General features: G+C 57.8%; 13 protein-coding genes and 2 pseudogenes. 10 read left to right on the top strand and 5 right to left on the bottom strand.

The window, feature by feature from the left end; all coding sequences use genetic code 11:
* Positions 1 to 190: 190 nt before the first annotated feature.
* The 3 genes from HBN54_RS13010 to clpB all read left to right on the top strand — a co-directional run bounded on the left by HBN54_RS13010 (position 191) and on the right by clpB (position 4,802).
* Entirely contained in the window at positions 191 to 1,585 is a 1,395-nt protein-coding gene (locus tag HBN54_RS13010; RefSeq protein ID WP_168673645.1) for an AAA family ATPase, read from the top strand.
* Positions 1,578 to 2,042 (top strand): hypothetical protein, encoded by a 465-nt coding sequence (locus HBN54_RS13015; protein WP_168673646.1) that lies wholly within the window; start codon positions 1,578 to 1,580, stop codon positions 2,040 to 2,042. The genes HBN54_RS13010 and HBN54_RS13015 overlap by 8 nt, the downstream gene beginning before the upstream one ends.
* A gap of 150 nt (positions 2,043 to 2,192) precedes the next feature.
* Complete coding sequence (gene clpB / locus HBN54_RS13020) at positions 2,193 to 4,802, top strand: ATP-dependent chaperone ClpB (RefSeq protein ID WP_168673647.1); 2,610 nt, start codon at positions 2,193 to 2,195, stop codon at positions 4,800 to 4,802.
* Between the two features lie 265 nt (positions 4,803 to 5,067).
* Here the strand turns inward: clpB and HBN54_RS13025 are convergent, their stop codons facing one another.
* Positions 5,068 to 5,481 carry a hypothetical protein gene (locus tag HBN54_RS13025; RefSeq protein WP_168673648.1) on the bottom strand — a complete coding sequence of 138 codons (414 nt, stop codon included), beginning with the start codon at positions 5,479 to 5,481 and terminating at the stop codon, positions 5,068 to 5,070.
* A gap of 462 nt (positions 5,482 to 5,943) precedes the next feature.
* Here HBN54_RS13025 and HBN54_RS13030 point away from each other — a divergent pair.
* A pseudogene (locus HBN54_RS13030) lies at positions 5,944 to 6,207 on the top strand (hypothetical protein); the annotation flags it as partial.
* 114 nt (positions 6,208 to 6,321) lie between these two features.
* On the opposite strand, the gene HBN54_RS13035 reads toward HBN54_RS13030, so the two are convergent.
* The gene (locus HBN54_RS13035) at positions 6,322 to 6,699 is read right to left on the bottom strand and encodes a hypothetical protein (RefSeq protein WP_168673649.1); all 378 of its coding nucleotides are present in this window, start codon (positions 6,697 to 6,699) and stop codon (positions 6,322 to 6,324) included.
* A 268-nt stretch (positions 6,700 to 6,967) separates the two neighbouring features.
* Here HBN54_RS13035 and HBN54_RS23855 point away from each other — a divergent pair, with 268 nt between their 5' ends.
* From HBN54_RS23855 to HBN54_RS13045, 3 genes and pseudogenes are all read left to right on the top strand, one after another.
* A complete protein-coding gene (locus tag HBN54_RS23855; protein ID WP_262888278.1) occupies positions 6,968 to 7,096 on the top strand; it encodes a hypothetical protein in 129 nt (42 codons plus the stop codon).
* A 346-nt stretch (positions 7,097 to 7,442) separates the two neighbouring features.
* Positions 7,443 to 7,705 (top strand): annotated as a pseudogene (locus HBN54_RS13040) (hypothetical protein); the annotation flags it as partial.
* Between the two features lie 104 nt (positions 7,706 to 7,809).
* Entirely contained in the window at positions 7,810 to 8,202 is a 393-nt protein-coding gene (locus HBN54_RS13045; protein ID WP_168673650.1) for a hypothetical protein, read from the top strand.
* Positions 8,203 to 8,431: 229 nt separating this feature from the next.
* Here HBN54_RS13045 and HBN54_RS13050 read toward each other — a convergent pair whose 3' ends face one another.
* Both HBN54_RS13050 and HBN54_RS13055 read right to left on the bottom strand, forming a co-directional pair.
* Positions 8,432 to 8,776 (bottom strand): DoxX family protein, encoded by a 345-nt coding sequence (locus HBN54_RS13050; RefSeq protein WP_168673651.1) that lies wholly within the window; start codon positions 8,774 to 8,776, stop codon positions 8,432 to 8,434.
* Between the two features lie 4 nt (positions 8,777 to 8,780).
* The gene (locus HBN54_RS13055; protein ID WP_168673652.1) at positions 8,781 to 9,131 is read right to left on the bottom strand and encodes a DoxX family protein; all 351 of its coding nucleotides are present in this window, start codon (positions 9,129 to 9,131) and stop codon (positions 8,781 to 8,783) included.
* Positions 9,132 to 10,022: 891 nt separating this feature from the next.
* Between HBN54_RS13055 and HBN54_RS13060 the strand changes: the two genes are divergently transcribed.
* Positions 10,023 to 14,438 carry a beta strand repeat-containing protein gene (locus HBN54_RS13060; protein ID WP_168673653.1) on the top strand — a complete coding sequence of 1,472 codons (4,416 nt, stop codon included), beginning with the start codon at positions 10,023 to 10,025 and terminating at the stop codon, positions 14,436 to 14,438.
* 84 nt (positions 14,439 to 14,522) lie between these two features.
* Here the strand turns inward: HBN54_RS13060 and HBN54_RS13065 are convergent, their stop codons facing one another.
* Positions 14,523 to 15,446, bottom strand: a complete 924-nt coding sequence (locus tag HBN54_RS13065; protein ID WP_168673654.1) for a hypothetical protein — start codon at positions 15,444 to 15,446, stop codon at positions 14,523 to 14,525.
* A 75-nt stretch (positions 15,447 to 15,521) separates the two neighbouring features.
* Here HBN54_RS13065 and HBN54_RS13070 point away from each other — a divergent pair, with 75 nt between their 5' ends.
* Together HBN54_RS13070 and HBN54_RS13075 are read left to right on the top strand one after the other, a co-directional pair.
* Positions 15,522 to 16,130: a HupE/UreJ family protein gene (locus HBN54_RS13070; RefSeq protein WP_168673655.1), complete on the top strand. Its 609-nt coding sequence runs from the start codon at positions 15,522 to 15,524 to the stop codon at positions 16,128 to 16,130.
* A gap of 270 nt (positions 16,131 to 16,400) precedes the next feature.
* Positions 16,401 to 18,761, top strand: a complete 2,361-nt coding sequence (locus HBN54_RS13075; protein WP_168673656.1) for a M1 family metallopeptidase — start codon at positions 16,401 to 16,403, stop codon at positions 18,759 to 18,761.
* Positions 18,762 to 18,787: the final 26 nt, after the last annotated feature.

The following is an 18,787-nucleotide window of genomic DNA, read 5'->3' on the forward strand; positions in this document are numbered from 1 at the left end:
ACAGCTTCTCTCCAACGCAACGCCCGGCAGCCCCCAACGTCCCCCGCCCGCTGCCCCCGCCGCGGAAGAAACGGGAGCTTCTGTGTAGCTTGCCACAGCATAGAGAATGGATTCGTTCTTGATAGCCGGCTTGTGGCAGTACTGTGTATTAAAAGCCACTTAGGAGCATGGTTGTCATATAACATCGTATATGGAAAGACTAGATGTAAAGTTTTTTGGTCCTCTTAGGGATATTTCCTTAGACATCAAGGAAGTCAATATTTTAATTGGTCCTTCATCTACTGGTAAGAGTCTTTTAGCAAAGCTTTTTTTGTTACTCAAGGATTACGAACAAGTTAAAAAATTTACTACTTTCCAATCCGCTAAACACATTTTTGAGCGTTATGGCATGGGTGACATGCTGACAACGCAAACTTATATAAAATATGAATCTGATAACCATACTCTTATTGTAAATAAGGGTGCAGTTAGAAGGATAAAAAAGAAAAGTAGCTTGCTTAAGGCGTATAATTCCTTGATAAAAAACAGTGATATACTATCTGAAATAGATTCCGACGATTTAGAAGAGTACTTGAATCGTACGCTCTTCAATAGCATTAAGGTGCTAGTAACTCCAATGTACAGAAACATTGACCAGTTGCCATACAAACTATATTTTGAGCTCAAAACAATAGTTCATCTAAGTGGTGAAATTCTTGCGAGAGCAAAATATTATGCTTACACGGACTTGGATGAATTTGTGGATTCAATTCACTCTTATTCTCACTTAGAAGAGAGTGACGACGAACTGCTTGCAGAGCTTTATGATGATATTGAAAGGTTGATTCAATATACAATATCGTTTTCGCAAAAGACAGTTCCGCAATTAAAATCAGTTCAGAACACTCTGTATATTCCAGCAGAAAGGATTCTGTTTTCGCTTATTTCGGAAAAATACTTTACTCTAGAAAGTTCAAATGCCTCTTTGCCTAAGGCCTTGATAGATTTTGGGGTAATAGTAGAGAATGCGCGTAAGGGAAATCACATCTACAAGATTGATTTCATGCGCTTGGCCTATCAGTTTAAGGATAATAAGAATACAATTTCACATGATGAGTCTCGTTTCACACTTGCTAACGCGGCAAGCGGTATTCAAGCACTTGTACCCTTGTTCATGGCAATAGATTTTACCAACAGAGTGTCTTCATCAAATAACAATCATTTTATCGTTGAAGAGCCTGAGCTAAATCTTTACCCTTCGCAACAAAAAGGCTTGTCCGAATACCTTATAAAATCTTGCGCTCATGGTAATAATGGTATTACTATCACAACACATAGCCCATACGTATTGACTTCTATAAATAATCTGATTCAGGCTCATAATGCATATGTTGCTTTTCCAGCTAAGGAGTTAGATATTGAGGATATTGTTGCCAGGGAGTGTTGGTTGCCGTACGAAAAGGTTAGCGCATACTACATTAATGAGGGATATGCGCAAAATATTATGGATTCAGAAATGAAGGCAATAGGCGCAGTGCATATTGACGAGATTTCGGAAGAACTTGGTGAAGAATTTAACAAGCTTACTGATATTATATATGGCTAAGCTGGCTAAATTTACAATGGGAGGAATTGATAAATTCTTTCACATCTCCACTCACGGGTGCTTCTCTAATAGCACCACTGCCACAGAGAAGAACAAGACATTTAGGATAGCGAGAAAACCGAATGATTGGGTAACTAGAATAAAAGTTGATGGATGCTTGATAAATGGCAATATTATTAGATGTGATTTTGCTTTCGTTTTAGAAGATAAACAATCTATAATTTTTGTTGAGCTTAAAAGCGAAGACATTAATCATGCTTACGACCAGATTGTTAATACAATAGCGTTTTTTAAATCTTTTATGTTGCTGGATAAACAGCAAATCGAAGGTTGTATTGTTAGCTCATCAGTGCCAAGACATGCTAATCTTAAATTTCAATCACTTGTTGCGAAATTTAAAAAAGAGCATGGCACAAGTTTATCGAAACATACTAACCAGTGTATTAGGGGAATTTAGACAATCGTCTGTTGCGAAATTTTGACAGTATTTATTAACAATGTTTTGGCTTTTCCCGCCAAAAAGTCCGAAAAACCACCCTCGCACCCCATTTGCTAGTCCCTGCGTAGAGCTTCCCACTCGGAAGCCATTACCTAGCGACGAACGAAAATGGACTTTAAAAACTTCACCATCAAGGCACAGGAGGCCGTGCAGAAGGCCACCGAAATTGCCGGGGGCAACCAGCAGCAGGCCGTCGAAACGGGCCATTTGCTGAAGGGCCTCTTCCAGTGCGACGAAAGCGTCTTCTCGTTTCTGGCCAACAAGCTGGGCGCCAACCTCAACATTCTCACGCCGCGGCTCGATGCCATTGTGGCCGCCTACCCCAAGGTGAGCGGCGGCTCTCCCTACTTCGCCAACGACGCGGCCGCTGCCGTGCAGCGCGCCAACACCGTGATGAAGGACCTCGGCGACGAGTTCGTGTCCGTTGAGCACCTGCTGCTGGGCATCCTCGGCGGCAAGGACGCCGTGGCCACGCTGCTCAAAGACACTGGCTTCAACGACAAGGACCTGAAGGCCGCCATCCAGGAGCTGCGCGGCGGGCGCAAAGTCACCAGCCAGAGCGCCGAAGACCAGTACCAGAGCCTGAACCGCTACGCCGTGAACCTCAACGAGCAGGTGCGGCGCGGCAAGATGGACCCCGTGATTGGCCGCGACGAGGAAATCCGCCGCGTGCTGCAAATCCTCTCGCGCCGCACCAAAAACAACCCCGTGCTCATCGGCGAGCCCGGCGTGGGCAAAACCGCCATCGTGGAGGGCCTGGCCCAGCGCATCGTGGCCGGCGACGTGCCCGAAAACCTGCGCGACAAAGTCATCATGAGCCTCGACATGGGCCTGCTAGTCGCAGGAGCCAAGTACAAGGGCGAGTTTGAGGAGCGCCTCAAGGCCGTCATCAAGGAAGTGACCGACTCCGACGGCCAGATTGTGCTCTTCATTGACGAGATGCACACCCTCATTGGGGCCGGCGGCGGGGGCGAGGGTGCCATGGACGCCGCCAACCTGCTCAAGCCCGCCCTGGCGCGCGGCGAGCTGCACGCCATCGGGGCCACCACGCTTAAGGAATACCAGAAGTACATCGAGAAGGACAAGGCCCTGGAGCGCCGTTTCCAGGCCGTGACCGTGGACGAGCCCAACCAGGAAGACGCCATCAGCATCCTGCGCGGCATCAAGGAGAAGTACGAGCTGCACCACGGCGTGCGCATCACCGACGACGCCGTGATTGCCGCCGTGGAGCTGAGTTCGCGCTACATCACCGACCGGTTCCTGCCCGACAAGGCCATCGACCTCATGGACGAGGCCGCTGCCAAGCTCCGCATCGAGCTGAATTCCATGCCCGTGGAGCTGGACGAGATTCAGCGCCGCATCATGCAGCTCGAGATTGAGCGCGAAGCCATCCGCCGCGAAGACAACCGCGACCGCGAAGCCATCCTGAGCAAGGAGCTGGCCGAGCTGAACGACAAGCGCGACACCTTGAAGGCCCGTTGGGAAGGCGAAAAAGCCGTCCTCACCGGCATTCAAACCCAAAAAGAAGCCATCGAGCAGTTCAAGCTCGAAGCCGAGCAGGCCGAGCGCCAGGGCGACTATGCCCGGGTAGCGGAGCTGCGTTACGGCAAGATTCAGGAAGCCGAAGCCAAGCTGAAAACCCTGCAGGAAGAAGCCGCCGCCAACAAGGACGGCGGCACCATGCTCCAGGAAGTCGTGACCAGCGAGAGCATCGCCGAAGTGGTGGCCAAGTGGACGGGCATCCCGGTGAGCAAGATGCTGCAGTCGGACCGCGAGAAGCTGCTAAGCCTCGAAGCCGAGCTGGGCAAGCGCGTGGCGGGCCAGGCCGAGGCCATCGCGGCCATTTCGGATGCCGTGCGCCGCTCCCGCGCCGGCCTGCAGGACCCCAAGCGGCCCATCGGCTCGTTCATTTTCCTGGGCACCACGGGCGTGGGCAAAACCGAGCTGGCCAAGGCCTTAGCCGAGTATTTGTTCAACGACGAAAACGCCATGGTGCGCATCGACATGAGCGAGTTTCAGGAGCGCCACGCCGTGTCGCGCCTCATCGGGGCACCTCCCGGCTACGTGGGCTACGACGAGGGCGGCCAGCTCACGGAGGCCGTGCGCCGCAAGCCCTACTCGGTGGTGCTGCTCGATGAAATCGAGAAAGCGCACCCCGACGTGTTCAACATCCTGCTCCAGGTGCTCGACGACGGCCGCCTCACCGACAACAAAGGCCGGGTGGCGAACTTCAAGAACACCATCATCATCATGACCTCGAACACCGGGGCCGACATCATCCAGAAGAACTTCAAGGACCTCAACGAGTTCAACCACGAGGAGGTCGTCGACCGCACCCGCGACGAAGTGCTGGAGCGCCTCAAGCAGCACATGCGCCCCGAGTTCCTGAACCGCATCGACGAAATCGTGATGTTCCAGCCCCTCAAGCGCAAGGAAATCCGCAAGATTGTCGACATCCAGTTCAAGCAAATCCAGCAGCGCCTGGCCGAGGCCGGCATCCAGCTGGAGGCGACTTCCGAAGTGCTCGACTACCTGGGCGAAGCCGGCTTCGACCCGCAATTCGGCGCGCGGCCGTTAAAGCGCGTGCTCCAGCGCGTGATTCTGAACGAGCTGTCGAAGGATATTCTTTCTGGGCGCGTTTCTAAGGATGCCGTGGTAGAAGCCGTGCTGGAAGACGGCGCGGTTAAGTTCGAGAACGTGGAAATGCCGGCGGTGTAATTCGTTGGAGTTGGTTTTGTAAATGGGAAAGCCCCGTCAGCGTTGTGCTGGCGGGGCTTTTTATTGTTTAGTGATTCTAACTCTACTTTGGCAGGTTATCGGTTGGGTGTAGGGGCGGGGTCGTACCCGGTAGGGCTTGCCCCCGCCCGTTGTTCGCGCCATGCCGACGGATTTCGTTCAACGGTGGGCGGGAACAAGCCTTACCGGGTACGACCCCGCCCCTACATCCTGGAAGCCTCAAGTAGCTCAACCTGCCAAAGTAGAGTTAATTGTTGAAATACTTTCGCTTGAGTCTGCGACGAATTGCATTTGGTAATGTCTTGTTCTTTTCAAAATCATTTACAATTTTAGCTTCTTTGCTTACACTAAATCGCACAATCTTTCCAAAACCAATTACGGCCGGTATTCCACCAAAAACAACTACAAAAACACCTGCTGGCACGGTGCCAACCGTGCTAATAGCAATGCGCGTGAAAATCACGGCGCCTCCAGTCAAAATATAGCCGCCGGTGCGATGGCTTTTAAACAACTTATGAATGGCTTGTACCGTGTCGGATGAAACAGCAGGCGAAGTTGTTACAATGGGTGTAGAAGTAAGCGGCTGCGTATTCTGAGCCTGCGCAAAAGCGGAAGTAGAAATACCAAAAAGTAGTGCCGAAACGAGTAGGTGCTTATGCATTTCAAGTTTTAATAAAAGGAAGACTAGTTCCTGCAAGCTACAGATTGGTAAGGTAGTGCGGCCTGGCCGACTACGCTGCCCGTCGCAGTGCGCGCCGCTCCACGCGTTCGCGGTAGTGCCGGGTGCGGTACATTTGGTGCAACACCGCAACGGTTTCAGCGGCAGTGTACTTGGTAGCACTGGTTTCGGGAGGAGAGGTATGGGATGCAGGAGTAGAGACGGCTTGTCCGCGGACGCAAAGCGAAAGAAACAGCAGGAGGCAGGGGAAGCGTAGCATTGGCGTTGGGTAGGTGTTTTGAAGGATAAACGGCACTTTGCAAAACGACCAAATCGCTATGTGCTAAACTTGTTTCAGAAGCCAGCTAGTATTAGAAACGCTTATTGCCTGACCGCGGCACGGCGGCGGTGGGCGTGAGACGAGGGGCAAGCGAGTTTGACTGATTACAGAGCGGGCGGGCCAGCATCCAGTTTCGCCAGATTCAGCAGCGCCTGGCCGAGGCCGGCATCCAGCTCGAAGCCACCAGCGAAGTGCTCGACCACCTGGGCGAAGCCGGTTTCGACCCGCAATTCGGCGCGCGGCCGTTAAAGCGCGTGCTCCAGCGCGTGATTCTGAACGAGCTGTCGAAAGATATTTTGTCTGGACGTGTTTCGAAGGATGCCGTGGTAGAAGCCGTGCTGGAAGACGGCGCGGTGAAGTTCGAGAACGTGGAAATGCCGGCGGTGTAATTCCGGTAAGTGTTGTGAATGGGAAAGCCCCGTCAGCGTTGTGCTGGCGGGGCTTTTTTATGGGTGAGATTTTTCTGCTTGCTAATTAGTCATTCGCTACTGCCAATCTGAAAATTATTTAAGCGGGAGAAGACGTGCTGATACTAGTTCTTTTTCAATTTTACTGGGTAACACATTGGTTTCTTGATACAACGCAATATTTAATTTCTCGATTTTCCTGGAATGATTTAACAGAGTATTACCACCAACAATCATTAAGGGTATAGAAATTACAAGTCCTATGCCCAAGCCGCCCGCAAAATTATAAAGACTTCCGTAGCTATTGTAGTTAGAGGGGAATTGAGCAGCAACTATCGGGGATACCTCCAAAGCCAAGGCACCAAGCCCTAGCAATGTAAAACCGCCCGCGCGGCGGGTGCGGTATATTTTGTGTAGTGCTGCAACCGTGTCGGCTGCTGTATACTGGGGTATGAGAGCTGCGGAGGTATTCATACTTGTCAGAGGATGAAGGGAAGCTTGTCCACAGACAGGAAATGAAAATAGCAGCAGAAAGCAGAGGACGCGTAGCATAGAACTCGGGTAAGTACTTCGAAATATACATTCTGGTTCTCGGACCGAGCAAGTTGTGGTGCGCTTAAATCGTAGCCGTATTGCTTGTAGAACCCCCCGTCGCCGCCGCGCCGGCCCCGGCGGCGGGGTGGGGGAGAAACCAGACGCCAGCGGCCGGCGTTATCTTTACTTCAACCAAATGCCTCTGGCTATGTCCATTACCCTTGAGTTGAGCGACGAAGTGACGCAGCAGGCCAAGCAATATGCCCGGCAGCAGGGACGCAGCCTGGCCGACTACGCTGCCCGCTGCAGTGCGCACCGCTCCACGCGCTCGCGGTAGTGCCGGGTGCGGTACATTTGGTGCAACACCGCAACGGTTTCAGCGGCAGTGTACTTGGTCGCACTGGTTTCGGGAAGAGAGGTATGGGATGCAGGAGTAGAGACGGCTTGTCCGCGGACGCAAAGCGAAAGAAACAGCAGGAGGCAGGGGAAGCGTAGCATTGGCGTTGGGTAGGTGTTTTGAAGGATAAACGGCACTTTGCAAAACGACCAAATCGCTATGTGCTAAACTTGTTTCAGAAGCCAGCTAGTATTAGAAACGCCTATCGCCTGACCGCGGCACGGCGGCGGTGGGCGTGAGACGAGGGGCAAGCGAGTTTGACTGATTACGGAGCAGGCGGGCCAGCATCCAGTTCCGCCAGATTCAACAGCGCCTGGCCGAGGCCGGCATCCAGCTCGAAGCCACCCCCGAAGTGCTCGACCACCTGGGCGAAGCCGGCTTCGACCCGTAATTCGGTGCCCGCCCGCTTAAGCGCGTGCTCCAGCGCGTGATTCTGAACGAGCTGTCAAAGATATCCTCTCGGGCCGCGTGTCTAAGGATGCCGTAGTAGAAGCCGTGCTGGAAGACGGCGCGGTGAAGTTCGAGAACGTGGAGATGCCGGCGGTGTAATTCGTTGGAGTTGGTTTTATGAATGGGAAAGCCCCGTCAGCGTTGTGCTGGCGGGGCTTTTTGGTTTAGATTTGACGCATTCATCTACCAATAATTCAAGATTCATGAAAACGGCTTTCCCCAATTTCCTCTTGGCACTCTTCTTTTTATGCTTAGCGCATGCTAATGCCAGTGCACAGAGTAATTCAGTCGCCAGTACCATGCCCGTGGCCGCCAATAGTGAAATTGCAGTGATGCGGGTATATGAAGGGCGAGGCATGTACGGCTCTAGAATTGTAGTAGCCTATGAGAGCGGGAAAACCGATGAAGTAGCACTAAAGGACTTTAAGTCATCTGAATTTTACTCCAGTATGACGCAGCAAGTGCAGATAGCCATGTCCAAACTATATAAAGCGGGCTATGTACTGGTGCAAAGCACAGGCGGCGGCGGGATGAGCGAAACCAGTACCACTACCAACCTTATAATTATTGAGACTTTTGTTTTTCGTAAATCATAGTCCTTGTCTCAAAATTGCCCCTATCTGGCGCGAGTTTAGGCGCAGCCGTAACTCGTGACCAGCCATGACGTGGAGGCTGTGCCTCCACTGCCGCAACGCGGCAATAGCCAACTGCGCCGTTAGCACGTTCCAGCGCAAGTCGTTCTGTTGCGAGGCGCAGCCTCGCCCGGTGTTCAGGCACGAGTTACGCTGCGCTAAACTCGCGCCAGTTACGCCAGTTGCAGAACAGCTAAGCGGTATAGCGCTGCCACGTTACGTAGCAGATGTAGCCGTTGAGCAGCATGAACAGGAAAGATGGCAGCGACAACCAAAAACCATCGCCGATTTTCATCCGCACGCCGAAGCCCAGCAGCATAAGCAGCGCCAGCCCTCCCGAAGCGAGCAGCAGAATGAGCGGCGAGATTAACCCGACGAGCAAGCCAACGGCACCCAGTAGCTCCAGTATCGCCGTCAGCGGCCCAAATTTCTGCAAGCCGTAGCGCACAAACTCCTGCTGCAGCTGCGCCGATTTGAAATAGCTTATCCCGTAAAACAGAAACGAAATACTGGAAATCCAGATAAGGATAGTCGTCATTTAGCTATACTGAAATCACGCCTGCATAAGCCGCCGCCACAAACAGCGACAGCAATAGCAGCACAAAAGAAGGAACATACTTGTACCAGGGGTTGCGCACTTTAATGTGCGCCAGTTGCGCGCATAGCATCAAAAAAGCCATAATAAGGGCCGGTACCAGTACCAGCTGCGGAAACCAGATGCCGGCAATCAGCAGCGTAGCCAGCGAGATTTTGGTTGCGCCCACCATGTTGCGTACCAAATCCGGCAGCCCATACTGTTTGAATTCCTTAACGATGTTATCGAAACGGAATACCCACACCACAACAATGGAAAGGGCGATGATGATTTGGGCGAGTACAACTATTCCACTCATATTCGATATTGTTTAAGAGGTACGCATTCTCGCAGGTCACCACGGCAGCCCTCTTCCTGCCGACGCTTCCCGTCTCGTGGTAGAAGTTACACCGAGTTGTCTTACATCCTGGTGTACACTCTACGGGCTCAGTTTATATTTGGTTGATTGTCAATATTATTTCCTGCTCAATAGCTTGTGCTTTAAATGCGGCCGGGCCAGCGCTACTGCCGCGCTCAGTGACGGCCGGAGCGGGGAATAGGGTGCGGGGCCTGCCCACGCCCGTCGTCGAACGATTCAGGCACAAGCCGTTCAACAACGGGCTACTGCAATCACCTTGAGAATGCTTTTGAAACAGCAATAGCTGATAAATGATTTTTTGCCTAAAGCCGGATTGCCTCATGTGTTTTCCGGTAGCGCCGGCGAGGGCTATGCGCCGCCTAATGGTCGTGCAACCTTCTGCCCCAGGGGGCGACTCGTAATGGTGCTGGTTTTGGAAGCCGCTACGCAACGAAATGCAGGGCTGGGGCGCGGGTATTATACCCCACTTAACAGCTCAGAAAATACCTTTTGGGGTTGGGGTGGAATAACAAAATAGTGAAAGTGAATGTCGCGCTATGTCCCGCTTTTAGATGATTCAGCGTCAGTAAATAGGCCGTTGCCGGGGCGGGAAAAATAAACCGGGTGCCGGTCAGGCAAAAGCTCAGAAAAAGCCCCCATATTTACGCTCCCTTTTCTCATGTTATCTGCCAACCCTGAAAATCTACTATGGTGTATCGCCTCAGGATTTGACAACCCAACCTTGCTTTCAGTACGGGCTTTCGGCGTTTGGCTGTTGACGTTTTACGTCAGCAGCCTGGGCTATTGCTTTTAACATTTTTCTCATTTTTCCCACCCTTTTCATTTTGCTTCATGCAGCATAATTTACCTTTTACCAATGCGTCGCAATCCCTGCTCGTGGGGAGCCGTCGGCCAGTGGCTGGCCGGAGCTGGCGGCCCATGGTGGCCGCGGCCCTGGGCTTGTTGTCCATCTCGGTGGGCGCTTCGGCCCAGAACCGGGCTTTCCCCCTGCCGCAGGCGGCTGAGAAAGTAGCCCGGCCGCTATCGGCGGCCCCGGTCGCCGTGCAACCCGTGCGGGCGGTAGCGGCCCGGCAGGTGCTGTCCGCTATCAGCTCGACGGCGGCGGGCGGCAACTGGAGCGCCCCGGCCACCTGGGTGGGCGGCGTGGTGCCCACAGCCGCCGACGACGTAACCATCGTGGCCGGAGCCACGGTGACGCTGGACGTAGCGGCGGCGGCGGCTTCGCTCAACATCGCGGCCACGGGCTCGCTGCTGACCTCGGCCACTACAGTCTACCAGCTGCAAGTAGCCGGCGACGTGACCAACAACGGCGTGCTCGACCTGAGCAACAGCGCCACCATCGGCTCGGACCTGCGCTTTACGGGCGCGGGCAACGCGGCCTTCACCGGCACGGGCACCACCGATTTGCAGACCGTGTCCCTCGCCAAATCGGTGCGAGCCGACATTGTGGAGATGAACCTGCCGACGCTGTCGGTGAAGGGCAGCACCACCTCGGGCGACGGCTTCCTGTCGACGCGCATCACCACCAACACCGTGGATGACATGACCGGCACCCTGAAGATTTCGGGTACGGCCACCATCAGCAACAAGGTGTTTAGCAACGCGGCTTCTTACTTTATTCCGGCCACTGGCGGCTTCTGGCTGAACAACGCCAACTTTACGGTAGCCAGCCAGACGGGCTCGCCAACGGTGAACGGCTCGCTGCGCATCTCGACTGGCACGTACAACGTGGGCAGTTCGATTGGCAACTCCATTCTGTTCGGTTCGGCGGCGGTCTACACCCAGGAGGGCGGCACGCTGAACACGGTAGGCCGTTTTGGCTCCTTTACCAGCGCTACGTCGGCGGCGGCCATGACTTTCACCCTGAACGGCGGTACCCTCAACGTGAGCACCGTGGGCAACGCGTCGGGCACGCCCTCGTTCGGCGTGAACGGCACCAACGTTGTTTCGGGCGGCACCATCAATCTGGTGCAGCGCAGCACTGCGGCCACCCCGCTCGACTACTACGTGGCGGGCACCTATACCTACACCGGTGGCACCGTGAACGTGGGCACGGCCGCGACGGCCACCAACTTCGACTTCCGCATTCGCGGGACGTTTCCGAACCTGACCATCGACAACACGACCAACCCCAAGAGCGCCCTGTTGCAGGGCCAGACCAACGTGTATGGCACTACGCTGACTACGCCCGGTGCCACGCTCAACCTGAACGGGCTCCTGTTGTTGCAGTTTGGCGCAGCCGTCACCAACAACGGTACGCTAACCGGTACTACGGCGAGCAGCACGGTGTACTTCGCAGGCTCCGTGCCCCAGACGATGGGTGGTACGGGTACATTTAGCGTTATCCGCACCATCACCGTCGACAACAGCGGCGGCGGGGTTACGCTAAGCGTACCCGTGGTGACGACCCGCGTCAACCTCTTCACCGGTAACCTCAACGGCGGCAGCAACCTGACCATAGGCGACGCGACGGCTGCGTTTTTCGTTATCCAGATTGGGGTAACGAGCAACCCCAACACCAGCGGTTCGATTACTTCGGCCCCGACCTTTAACATTGGCAGCGGCGCATTGCAGCTGATTTATGCGCCGGAGCTGACGGCCCGCACTACCGGGTTTGAGATTCCGGCTACCCGCATTGTGGATGCCGTGAGCATTGCCAATCCGATGGGCGTCATTCTGGCGGGCGGCAACCTGCTGGTGAATGCCAGCGGGGTATCGACGGGTTCGCTGTTGCTGAGCAGCGGCATCCTGACCACTTCGGCTACCAATAAGCTGACGCTGGGCACGGCCGCCGCAACGCTGCCCACCGGCTCGGCTACTTCGTATGTGAAAGGCCTCCTGGGCATCACCGTGAACAGTGCTACGGCCGTGGCCCGCACGTTTGCCGTGGGCGATGCCGCCGGCTGGCGGCCGGTAGTGGTTTCGGGCATTACCGCCGCCACCGACCAGGTATTTACCGCCACGGTCGTGAGTGGTGCCACGGGCGGCACCGGCGTTTCGCCGGTTACCAACCTGAACCCCACCCGCTACGTGCGCCTTGAGAACACGGCCAACCTGCCAGCCACGGCCACCGTGCAGCTGAGCTACGGCGCCGATGACGTGCTGGGCAACACCGCTACGGCGGTGGTGGCCCAGGCCGCTACGGCCACCGGCGCATATGCCTCCATCGGCGGCGCGGCGGCTACTGTTCCTGCTACGGGCTTGGTTTCGACCACGAGCCTGACGCCCGGCAACGACTTCTTTGTGCTGGCCAATACCGAAGGCGGCACCCTCAGCACCTCGGTGGCAGCGGTTTGCAGCGGTACCAATTCCGGCACCATCACGCTGGCCAGCAACGTGGGCACAATTGTGAAATACCAGGCCGACAACGGCTCGGGCTTCGTGGATGTGGCTGGTACCAATACCACCAGCACGCTGGCTTTCAGCAACCTGACGGCTACCACCACGTTCCGCGCCGTTATCCTCACTGCGGATAGCCGCACCGTGTTTTCGGCTCCGGTAACGGTGACCGTGAACCCGGCCCCGACGGCTGCGCTGGCGGCTACTTCGGCTACTACGTTCTGCGGCCCGGGCTCCCTCACGCTGGCCGCTACGCCGGTTACGGGTGCTACCTACCAGTACCAGCTCAACGGTGCCAACATTACCGGGGCTACTTCGGCCAGCTACACCGCTACGGTTTCGGCCAGCGGCAGCTACACGGTGATTGTGACCAGCGCTGCAGGTTGCACGGCTACCTCGACGCCGGTTGCCGTGACGGTGAACCCGGCCACTACGGCCACGTTCGCCTACTCGGCCGCTACCTACTGCGCTACCGGCACCAACCCCACCGCTACGGTGACGGGCACGGCCGGCGGCACGTTTAGCTCGACCACGGGCCTAAGCATCAACGCTACGACCGGTGCTATCAACCTGAGCGCCTCGACCCTGGGCACCTATACCGTGACCTACAGCGTAAGCGGCATCTGCCCGTCGTCGGCTACGGCTTCGGTGACCATCACCTCGGGCCAGGCAGCTACCTTCAGCTACCCGGCTGCTACCACGTATTGCGCGGGCAGCACCAGCACGGTTTCGCCCACGCTGGGCACCGGCGCTTCGGCGGGCACGTTCACGTCCACCACGGGCCTGAGCATTAACGCCACCACCGGCGTTATCACGCTCAGCACTTCCACGGCTGGCACCTACACCGTGACCAACACCGTGGCTGCTGCTGGTTCTTGCGCTGCGGCTACGGCCACCACTTCGGTAACCGTCACGCCGGCCACTACGGCCACGTTCGCCTACTCGGGCGCTACATACTGCGCCACCGGCACCAACCCCACCGCTACGGTGACGGGCACGGCTGGCGGCACGTTCAGCTCCACTGCGGGCCTGAGCCTGAATGCCAGCACGGGTGCTATCAACCTGAGCGCCTCGACCCCGGGCACCTACACCGTGACCTACACGGTGGCCGGTGCCTGCGGTAGCTCGGCCACGGCTTCGGTCACCATCACGGCTGCTCCGACGGCTACGTTCAGCTACGCCACCACCACGGGCTGCGCTGGTTCGACCACGGCCGTAACGCCCACGCTGGGCACCGGCGCTTCGGCCGGCACCTACTCCTCGACCACCGGCCTGGTGATTAACGCCACCACCGGCGCTATTACCCTGGCAACCTCCACGGCCGGCACCTACACCGTGACCAACACGGTGGCTGCCGCTGGCGGCTGCGCCGCCGCCACGGCCACGGCCACCTTCACGGTGAACCCGCGCCCGGCTACGCCCACCATCAGCGTGGTGTACAATGGGACCACGACGACGCTGACCTCCAGCGCCACCACCGGCAACCAGTTCTTCCTCAACGGCGTGGCCATTGCGGGCGCGACCGGCCAGACCTACGTGGTGAACGGCCTGCCCGCTCAGTACGGTTCCTACACCGTGACCACCACCAACGCCAACGGCTGCGTTTCGCTGCCCTCCACGGCACTGGTGGTAACGTCCAGCGTGAAGCCGCTGGCCGGCACTTCGCTGAGCGTGTTCCCGAACCCCACCCACGATGGCAACCTCAAAGTGGAGCTGACCGGCTACCGCGCCCCAGCCGAGCTGACGGTGCTCAACGCCCTGGGCCAGGTGGTGTTTGCCGCCACGGTGCCCGCCTCGAACGGCACGACCACGCAGGCGGTCAACCTGACGCAGCTGTCCACCGGCATCTACATCCTGCGGGTGAAGACCGAAGGCGGCCTCGACACGCGCCGCGTAGTGAAGGACTAATTAGCCTGCGCTAGTACCAAAAAAGCCCTGACCAGCATTGGTCAGGGCTTTTTTTGTGGATAAACGGGCGCGGAAGTCGGCGCATTACCGGCGGCCCCGGCGCTCCATTTTTTCGCGGTAGGTGCGGCCGGCCGCAATGTGCTTGGGCTTGAGCTGGGCGCGCAGGGCAGGCGGGAGCGGATGGCCAGCCAGGTACTCGTCGTGCAGCAGCTTAAACTTGGCGTCGGAGTAGGGGGCATTGTGCACGAACATGTACGTGACGCCGCCTGTCATCAGCAGCAGGCCGAGGGCTATCTGGCCCGCCGGCGGGTCGCTGCTCTGGGTCTGGATGTAGGGCGAATTCGGAACGCCGGTTTTGGCGGCACCAGTCATCAGGCGGAGGCCGGGTAGGGCGAGTAGGATGGGCAGCTGCCCGACCAGCCGCTTGGCATTGAACAGACCCTGCACGGCGTCGAGCGTATCCTGCCGGGCGTCGGCCAGCGTCCGGGGCGGGGCTTCGGCCGCCGGAGTACCGGAAACCGGGGCCGGAACAGCGCCGTCGGCCGCCAGCGCACCAGTAGGGGCAGTACTATAGGCAAGCAGCGGATTTGGCGCGGAGGCTGTGCCGTGCAGTGGGGCAAAGTTGCCGTGCAGCCGGCGCTGAACGTCGATGGGCAGGTGGCCAGTGGCGGCCAGCTTCTGCAATACCCGGCGCTCACGCCCCCACCCGAACTGAATTAGCTTCTTGGTGCCCAGCACCGCCAGAGCCGAGCCGATGACGACACCGGGCATCCAGACGCCGGCACTGGTGGCCTGCTGGGCGGGAATGATGGAGGCCGCCGTGCCCGCTCCGCCAAACGCCAGCCACCCAAACCCGCCGCCGCGCCGGCTCTGAAACAGCTCGTGCACGGCCCGGGCCGAATCCTGGCGCGTGAGGTAGAAAGTGCCCGGGACCGGGTTGGTCGGGGCCTGGGCCCGCGCCGCGCCGAGGGGAAGCAGCAGTAAAAGCAGCTGGTAGCGTTTCAGCATAAATAGAAAAGGAAGTGGAAAAACGGCACAAGTTAGGAAGGCATCCCCCAAATCTGAAGCCGCTAGCTTTGCCGCATGGCTTCCGTTTTCCAGACCTACCTGCAACTCGGCTTTTTGCACATCTGCACGCCGCACGCGGCCGACCACCTCACGTTTCTGCTGGCCCTGTGCGCGCCCTACGTGCTGGCCGACTGGCGGCGCGTGCTGGCGCTGGTCACCAGCTTCACGGTGGGGCACTCGCTCACGCTGGCGCTGGCCACGCTGGGCCTGGTGGCGTTTCGGCCGGCTATTATCGAGGCACTGATTCCGGTGACCATTATCCTTACCGCGCTGTGGAATCTGCGGGGGGCTGGTTCGGCTTTGGTTCGGCCCACACTGCGCCCGGCTCCGGTGCTGGCCGCCGCGCCCAACGCGCTGGCCCTGGTCTTCGGATTAATTCACGGGCTGGGTTTTTCCAACTACCTGCGGGCGCTGCTGGGGCCGAACAGTAGGCCGGTGCAGGAACTGCTGGCCTTCAATGTAGGCGTGGAGCTGGGGCAGGTGCTGATTGTAAGCGCCATTCTGCTGCTGGGTGCGCTGCTGTTGCGCGGCCTCGGCGTGCAGCGGCGCGACTGGCTGCTGACCACCAGCGGCGCGGCCCTGGGCATTGCTACGGTGCTGCTGCTGCAGCTGCTATGGCCGTAGGGGCGGGGGCAGGGATTCAGGCGACGAAAAAGAACGTCATGCCGAGCGTAGCCGAGGCATCTCGCGTGCCACTGCTAATCAAACACGTCTTCACGATTGGATTACTACCCCCCGCGAGATGCCTCGGCTGCACTCGGCATGAGGTTTCGATGGCTCTTCCATTTTCCCTTATTGCCCACTCGCCGCGCCCTTCCGCAACCTTGCCGTAACTTTAAGCGACCTTATCGGTCGCCAGTTTTTAATCTGATTTCTTCACTTCACGCTTTTTCTATGCGTCGTCTTTTATTCGCCGGCTTGGTGCTGGCCGTGGCAGGGCAGGCACCCGCCATTGCCCAAACCACCAACTCCGGCACCGACAAATTTGCGCAGCTCGAAACGATGCTGCCCACCCCCAACAGCTACCGCACCGCCAGCGGCGCGCCCGGCACCGACTACTGGCAGCAGCGGGCCGACTACGACATCAAAGTCACCCTCGATGATGCCAAGCAGGCCCTCACCGGCCGCGAAACCATCACCTACACCAACCTCTCGCCCGATGCGCTGCCCTACCTCTGGGTGCAGCTCGACCAGAATATCTACGAGAAAAACTCGATTGCCAACGCCACGCAGGTGGGCCAGCTGCAGGACAAGATGACGTTCCAGGCGGTGGATGGCATGATGTCGGGCTTCGATGGCGGCTTCAAGATTGAGAGCGTGACCGGCAAGGACGGCCGCGCCCTGCACACCGTCACCAACAACACCATGATGCGCATCGACCTGCCCACGCCGCTGCTGCCGCGCCAGGCCGTATCGTTCCAGGTGAAGTGGCACTACAACATCACCGACCAGTACAAGCAGGGTGGCCGCAGCGGTTTCGAGTACTTCGAGGCCGATAAGAACTACCTCTACGAGATGGCCCAGTTCTACCCGCGCATGGCCGTGTATTCCGACAACCAGGGCTGGCAGCACAAGCAGTTTCTGGGCAATGGCGAGTTCACGCTGCCTTTCGGTGACTACAAGGTGAGCATCACCGCGCCGGCCGACCACATCGTGGGCGCTACCGGCACGCTGCAAAATGCCGCCCAGGTCCTCACCGGCACGCAGCAGAAGCGCTGGGAGCAGGCCAAATCGGCCACCAAGCCCGTGCTCATCGTGAGCCAGGACGAGGCCGTGAAAAACGAAAGCAGCCGCGCCACCGGCACCAAAACCTGGACGTTTGCCGCCAAAAACGTGCGCGACTTCGCCTGGGCCAGCTCGCGCAAGTTCATCTGGGATGCCATGCAGATTAAGCAGGATGGCAAGCCCGTGATGTGCATGAGCTACTACCCCAAGGAGGGCAACCCCCTGTGGGGCCAGTACTCGACGCAGGTGGTGGCCCACACCATCAAAACCTACTCGAAATACACCATCCCGTATGCCTACCCCGTGGCCATTTCGGTGCACGGCCCGGTGGGCGGCATGGAGTACCCGATGCTGTGCTTCAACGGCGGCCGGCCCGAGAAGGACGGCACCTACTCGCAGCAGGTGAAATACGGGATGATTTCGGTGATTATCCACGAAGTGGGCCACAACTTCTTCCCCATGATTATCAACTCCGACGAGCGGCAGTGGACGTGGATGGACGAGGGCCTGAACTCGTTCGTGCAGTTCCTGACCGAGCAGGAGTGGGAGCGCAACTACCCCAGCCGCCGCGGCGAGCCCCGCAACATTGCCGCTTACATGGCCACCGCCGACAACCTGCAATCGCCGATTATGATTAACTCGGAGTCGGCGCTGCAATTTGGCAATAACGCCTACGGCAAGCCCGCCACGGCCCTCAACATCCTGCGCGAAACGGTGATGGGCCGCGAGCTGTTCGACTACGCCTTCAAAACCTACGCCCAGCGCTGGGCCTACAAGCACCCCACGCCCGCCGACCTGTTCCGGACCATGGAAGACGCTTCGGCCGTGGACCTCGACTGGTTCTGGCGCGGCTGGTTCTACACCACCGAGCACACCGATATTGCCCTGGAGTCGGTGAAATCCTACAACGCCAGCACCCGCAACCCGCAGGTTGAAAACGCCCGCCTGCAGCAGCAGAAGGCCGCCGCGCCGCAGTCCATCACGGCCCAGCGCAACGCCACCGACATCCCCAAAACCCTGGTCGATGAGAAGCCCGAGCTGAAGGACTTTTACAACAACTACGACCCGCTGGCCGTGACGCCCGCCGACCAGCAGCGCTACACCGCCATGCTCGGCACCCTCACGCCCGAGCAGCAGCAGCGCCTCGGCGATTCGCAGAGCAATTTCTACGAGCTGAGCCTGCGCAACGTGGGCGGCCTGGTAATGCCCGTCATCGTGCAGATGACTTTTGCCGACAACACCCAGGAAATCCAGACCATTCCGGCCGAAATCTGGCGCAAAAACAACGCCCAGGTCACCAAGGTCATTGTAACCAAGAAGCCCGTCATCAGCTTCGTTATCGACCCCTTCCAGCAAACGGCCGATACCGATTTGAGCAACAACGCCTTCCCCCGTCAGCCCGCCGCTTCGCGCTTCGAGCTGTTTGAGCAGCAGCGGCCGCAGGCCCAGCCCAACCCCATGCAGCAGCTAAAAGCCACCGCCAGCCCCATGCAGAAGTTGGAACAGAAGCCGGTGGGCAGCGGCCAGTAAGCACCTCACCCGGTTTCCTCTTCGCA

The sequence above is a fragment of the Hymenobacter artigasi genome, from assembly GCF_012275535.1.
GTDB classification, from domain to species: Bacteria; Bacteroidota; Bacteroidia; order Cytophagales; family Hymenobacteraceae; genus Hymenobacter; species Hymenobacter artigasi.

Excerpts from the sequence above, each read along its gene's own strand:
- HBN54_RS13010 (WP_168673645.1), top strand. The coding sequence starts at position 191 with ATGGAAAGACTAGATGTAAAGTTTTTTGGTCCTCTTAGGGATATTTCC.
- HBN54_RS13015 (WP_168673646.1), top strand. The coding sequence starts at position 1,578 with ATGGCTAAGCTGGCTAAATTTACAATGGGAGGAATTGATAAATTCTTT.
- clpB (WP_168673647.1), top strand. The coding sequence starts at position 2,193 with ATGGACTTTAAAAACTTCACCATCAAGGCACAGGAGGCCGTGCAGAAG.
- HBN54_RS13025 (WP_168673648.1), bottom strand. The coding sequence starts at position 5,481 with ATGCATAAGCACCTACTCGTTTCGGCACTACTTTTTGGTATTTCTACT.
- HBN54_RS13035 (WP_168673649.1), bottom strand. The coding sequence starts at position 6,699 with ATGAATACCTCCGCAGCTCTCATACCCCAGTATACAGCAGCCGACACG.
- HBN54_RS23855 (WP_262888278.1), top strand. The coding sequence starts at position 6,968 with ATGTCCATTACCCTTGAGTTGAGCGACGAAGTGACGCAGCAGGCCAAG.
- HBN54_RS13045 (WP_168673650.1), top strand. The coding sequence starts at position 7,810 with ATGAAAACGGCTTTCCCCAATTTCCTCTTGGCACTCTTCTTTTTATGC.
- HBN54_RS13050 (WP_168673651.1), bottom strand. The coding sequence starts at position 8,776 with ATGACGACTATCCTTATCTGGATTTCCAGTATTTCGTTTCTGTTTTAC.
- HBN54_RS13055 (WP_168673652.1), bottom strand. The coding sequence starts at position 9,131 with ATGAGTGGAATAGTTGTACTCGCCCAAATCATCATCGCCCTTTCCATT.
- HBN54_RS13060 (WP_168673653.1), top strand. The coding sequence starts at position 10,023 with ATGCAGCATAATTTACCTTTTACCAATGCGTCGCAATCCCTGCTCGTG.
- HBN54_RS13065 (WP_168673654.1), bottom strand. The coding sequence starts at position 15,446 with ATGCTGAAACGCTACCAGCTGCTTTTACTGCTGCTTCCCCTCGGCGCG.
- HBN54_RS13070 (WP_168673655.1), top strand. The coding sequence starts at position 15,522 with ATGGCTTCCGTTTTCCAGACCTACCTGCAACTCGGCTTTTTGCACATC.
- HBN54_RS13075 (WP_168673656.1), top strand. The coding sequence starts at position 16,401 with ATGCGTCGTCTTTTATTCGCCGGCTTGGTGCTGGCCGTGGCAGGGCAG.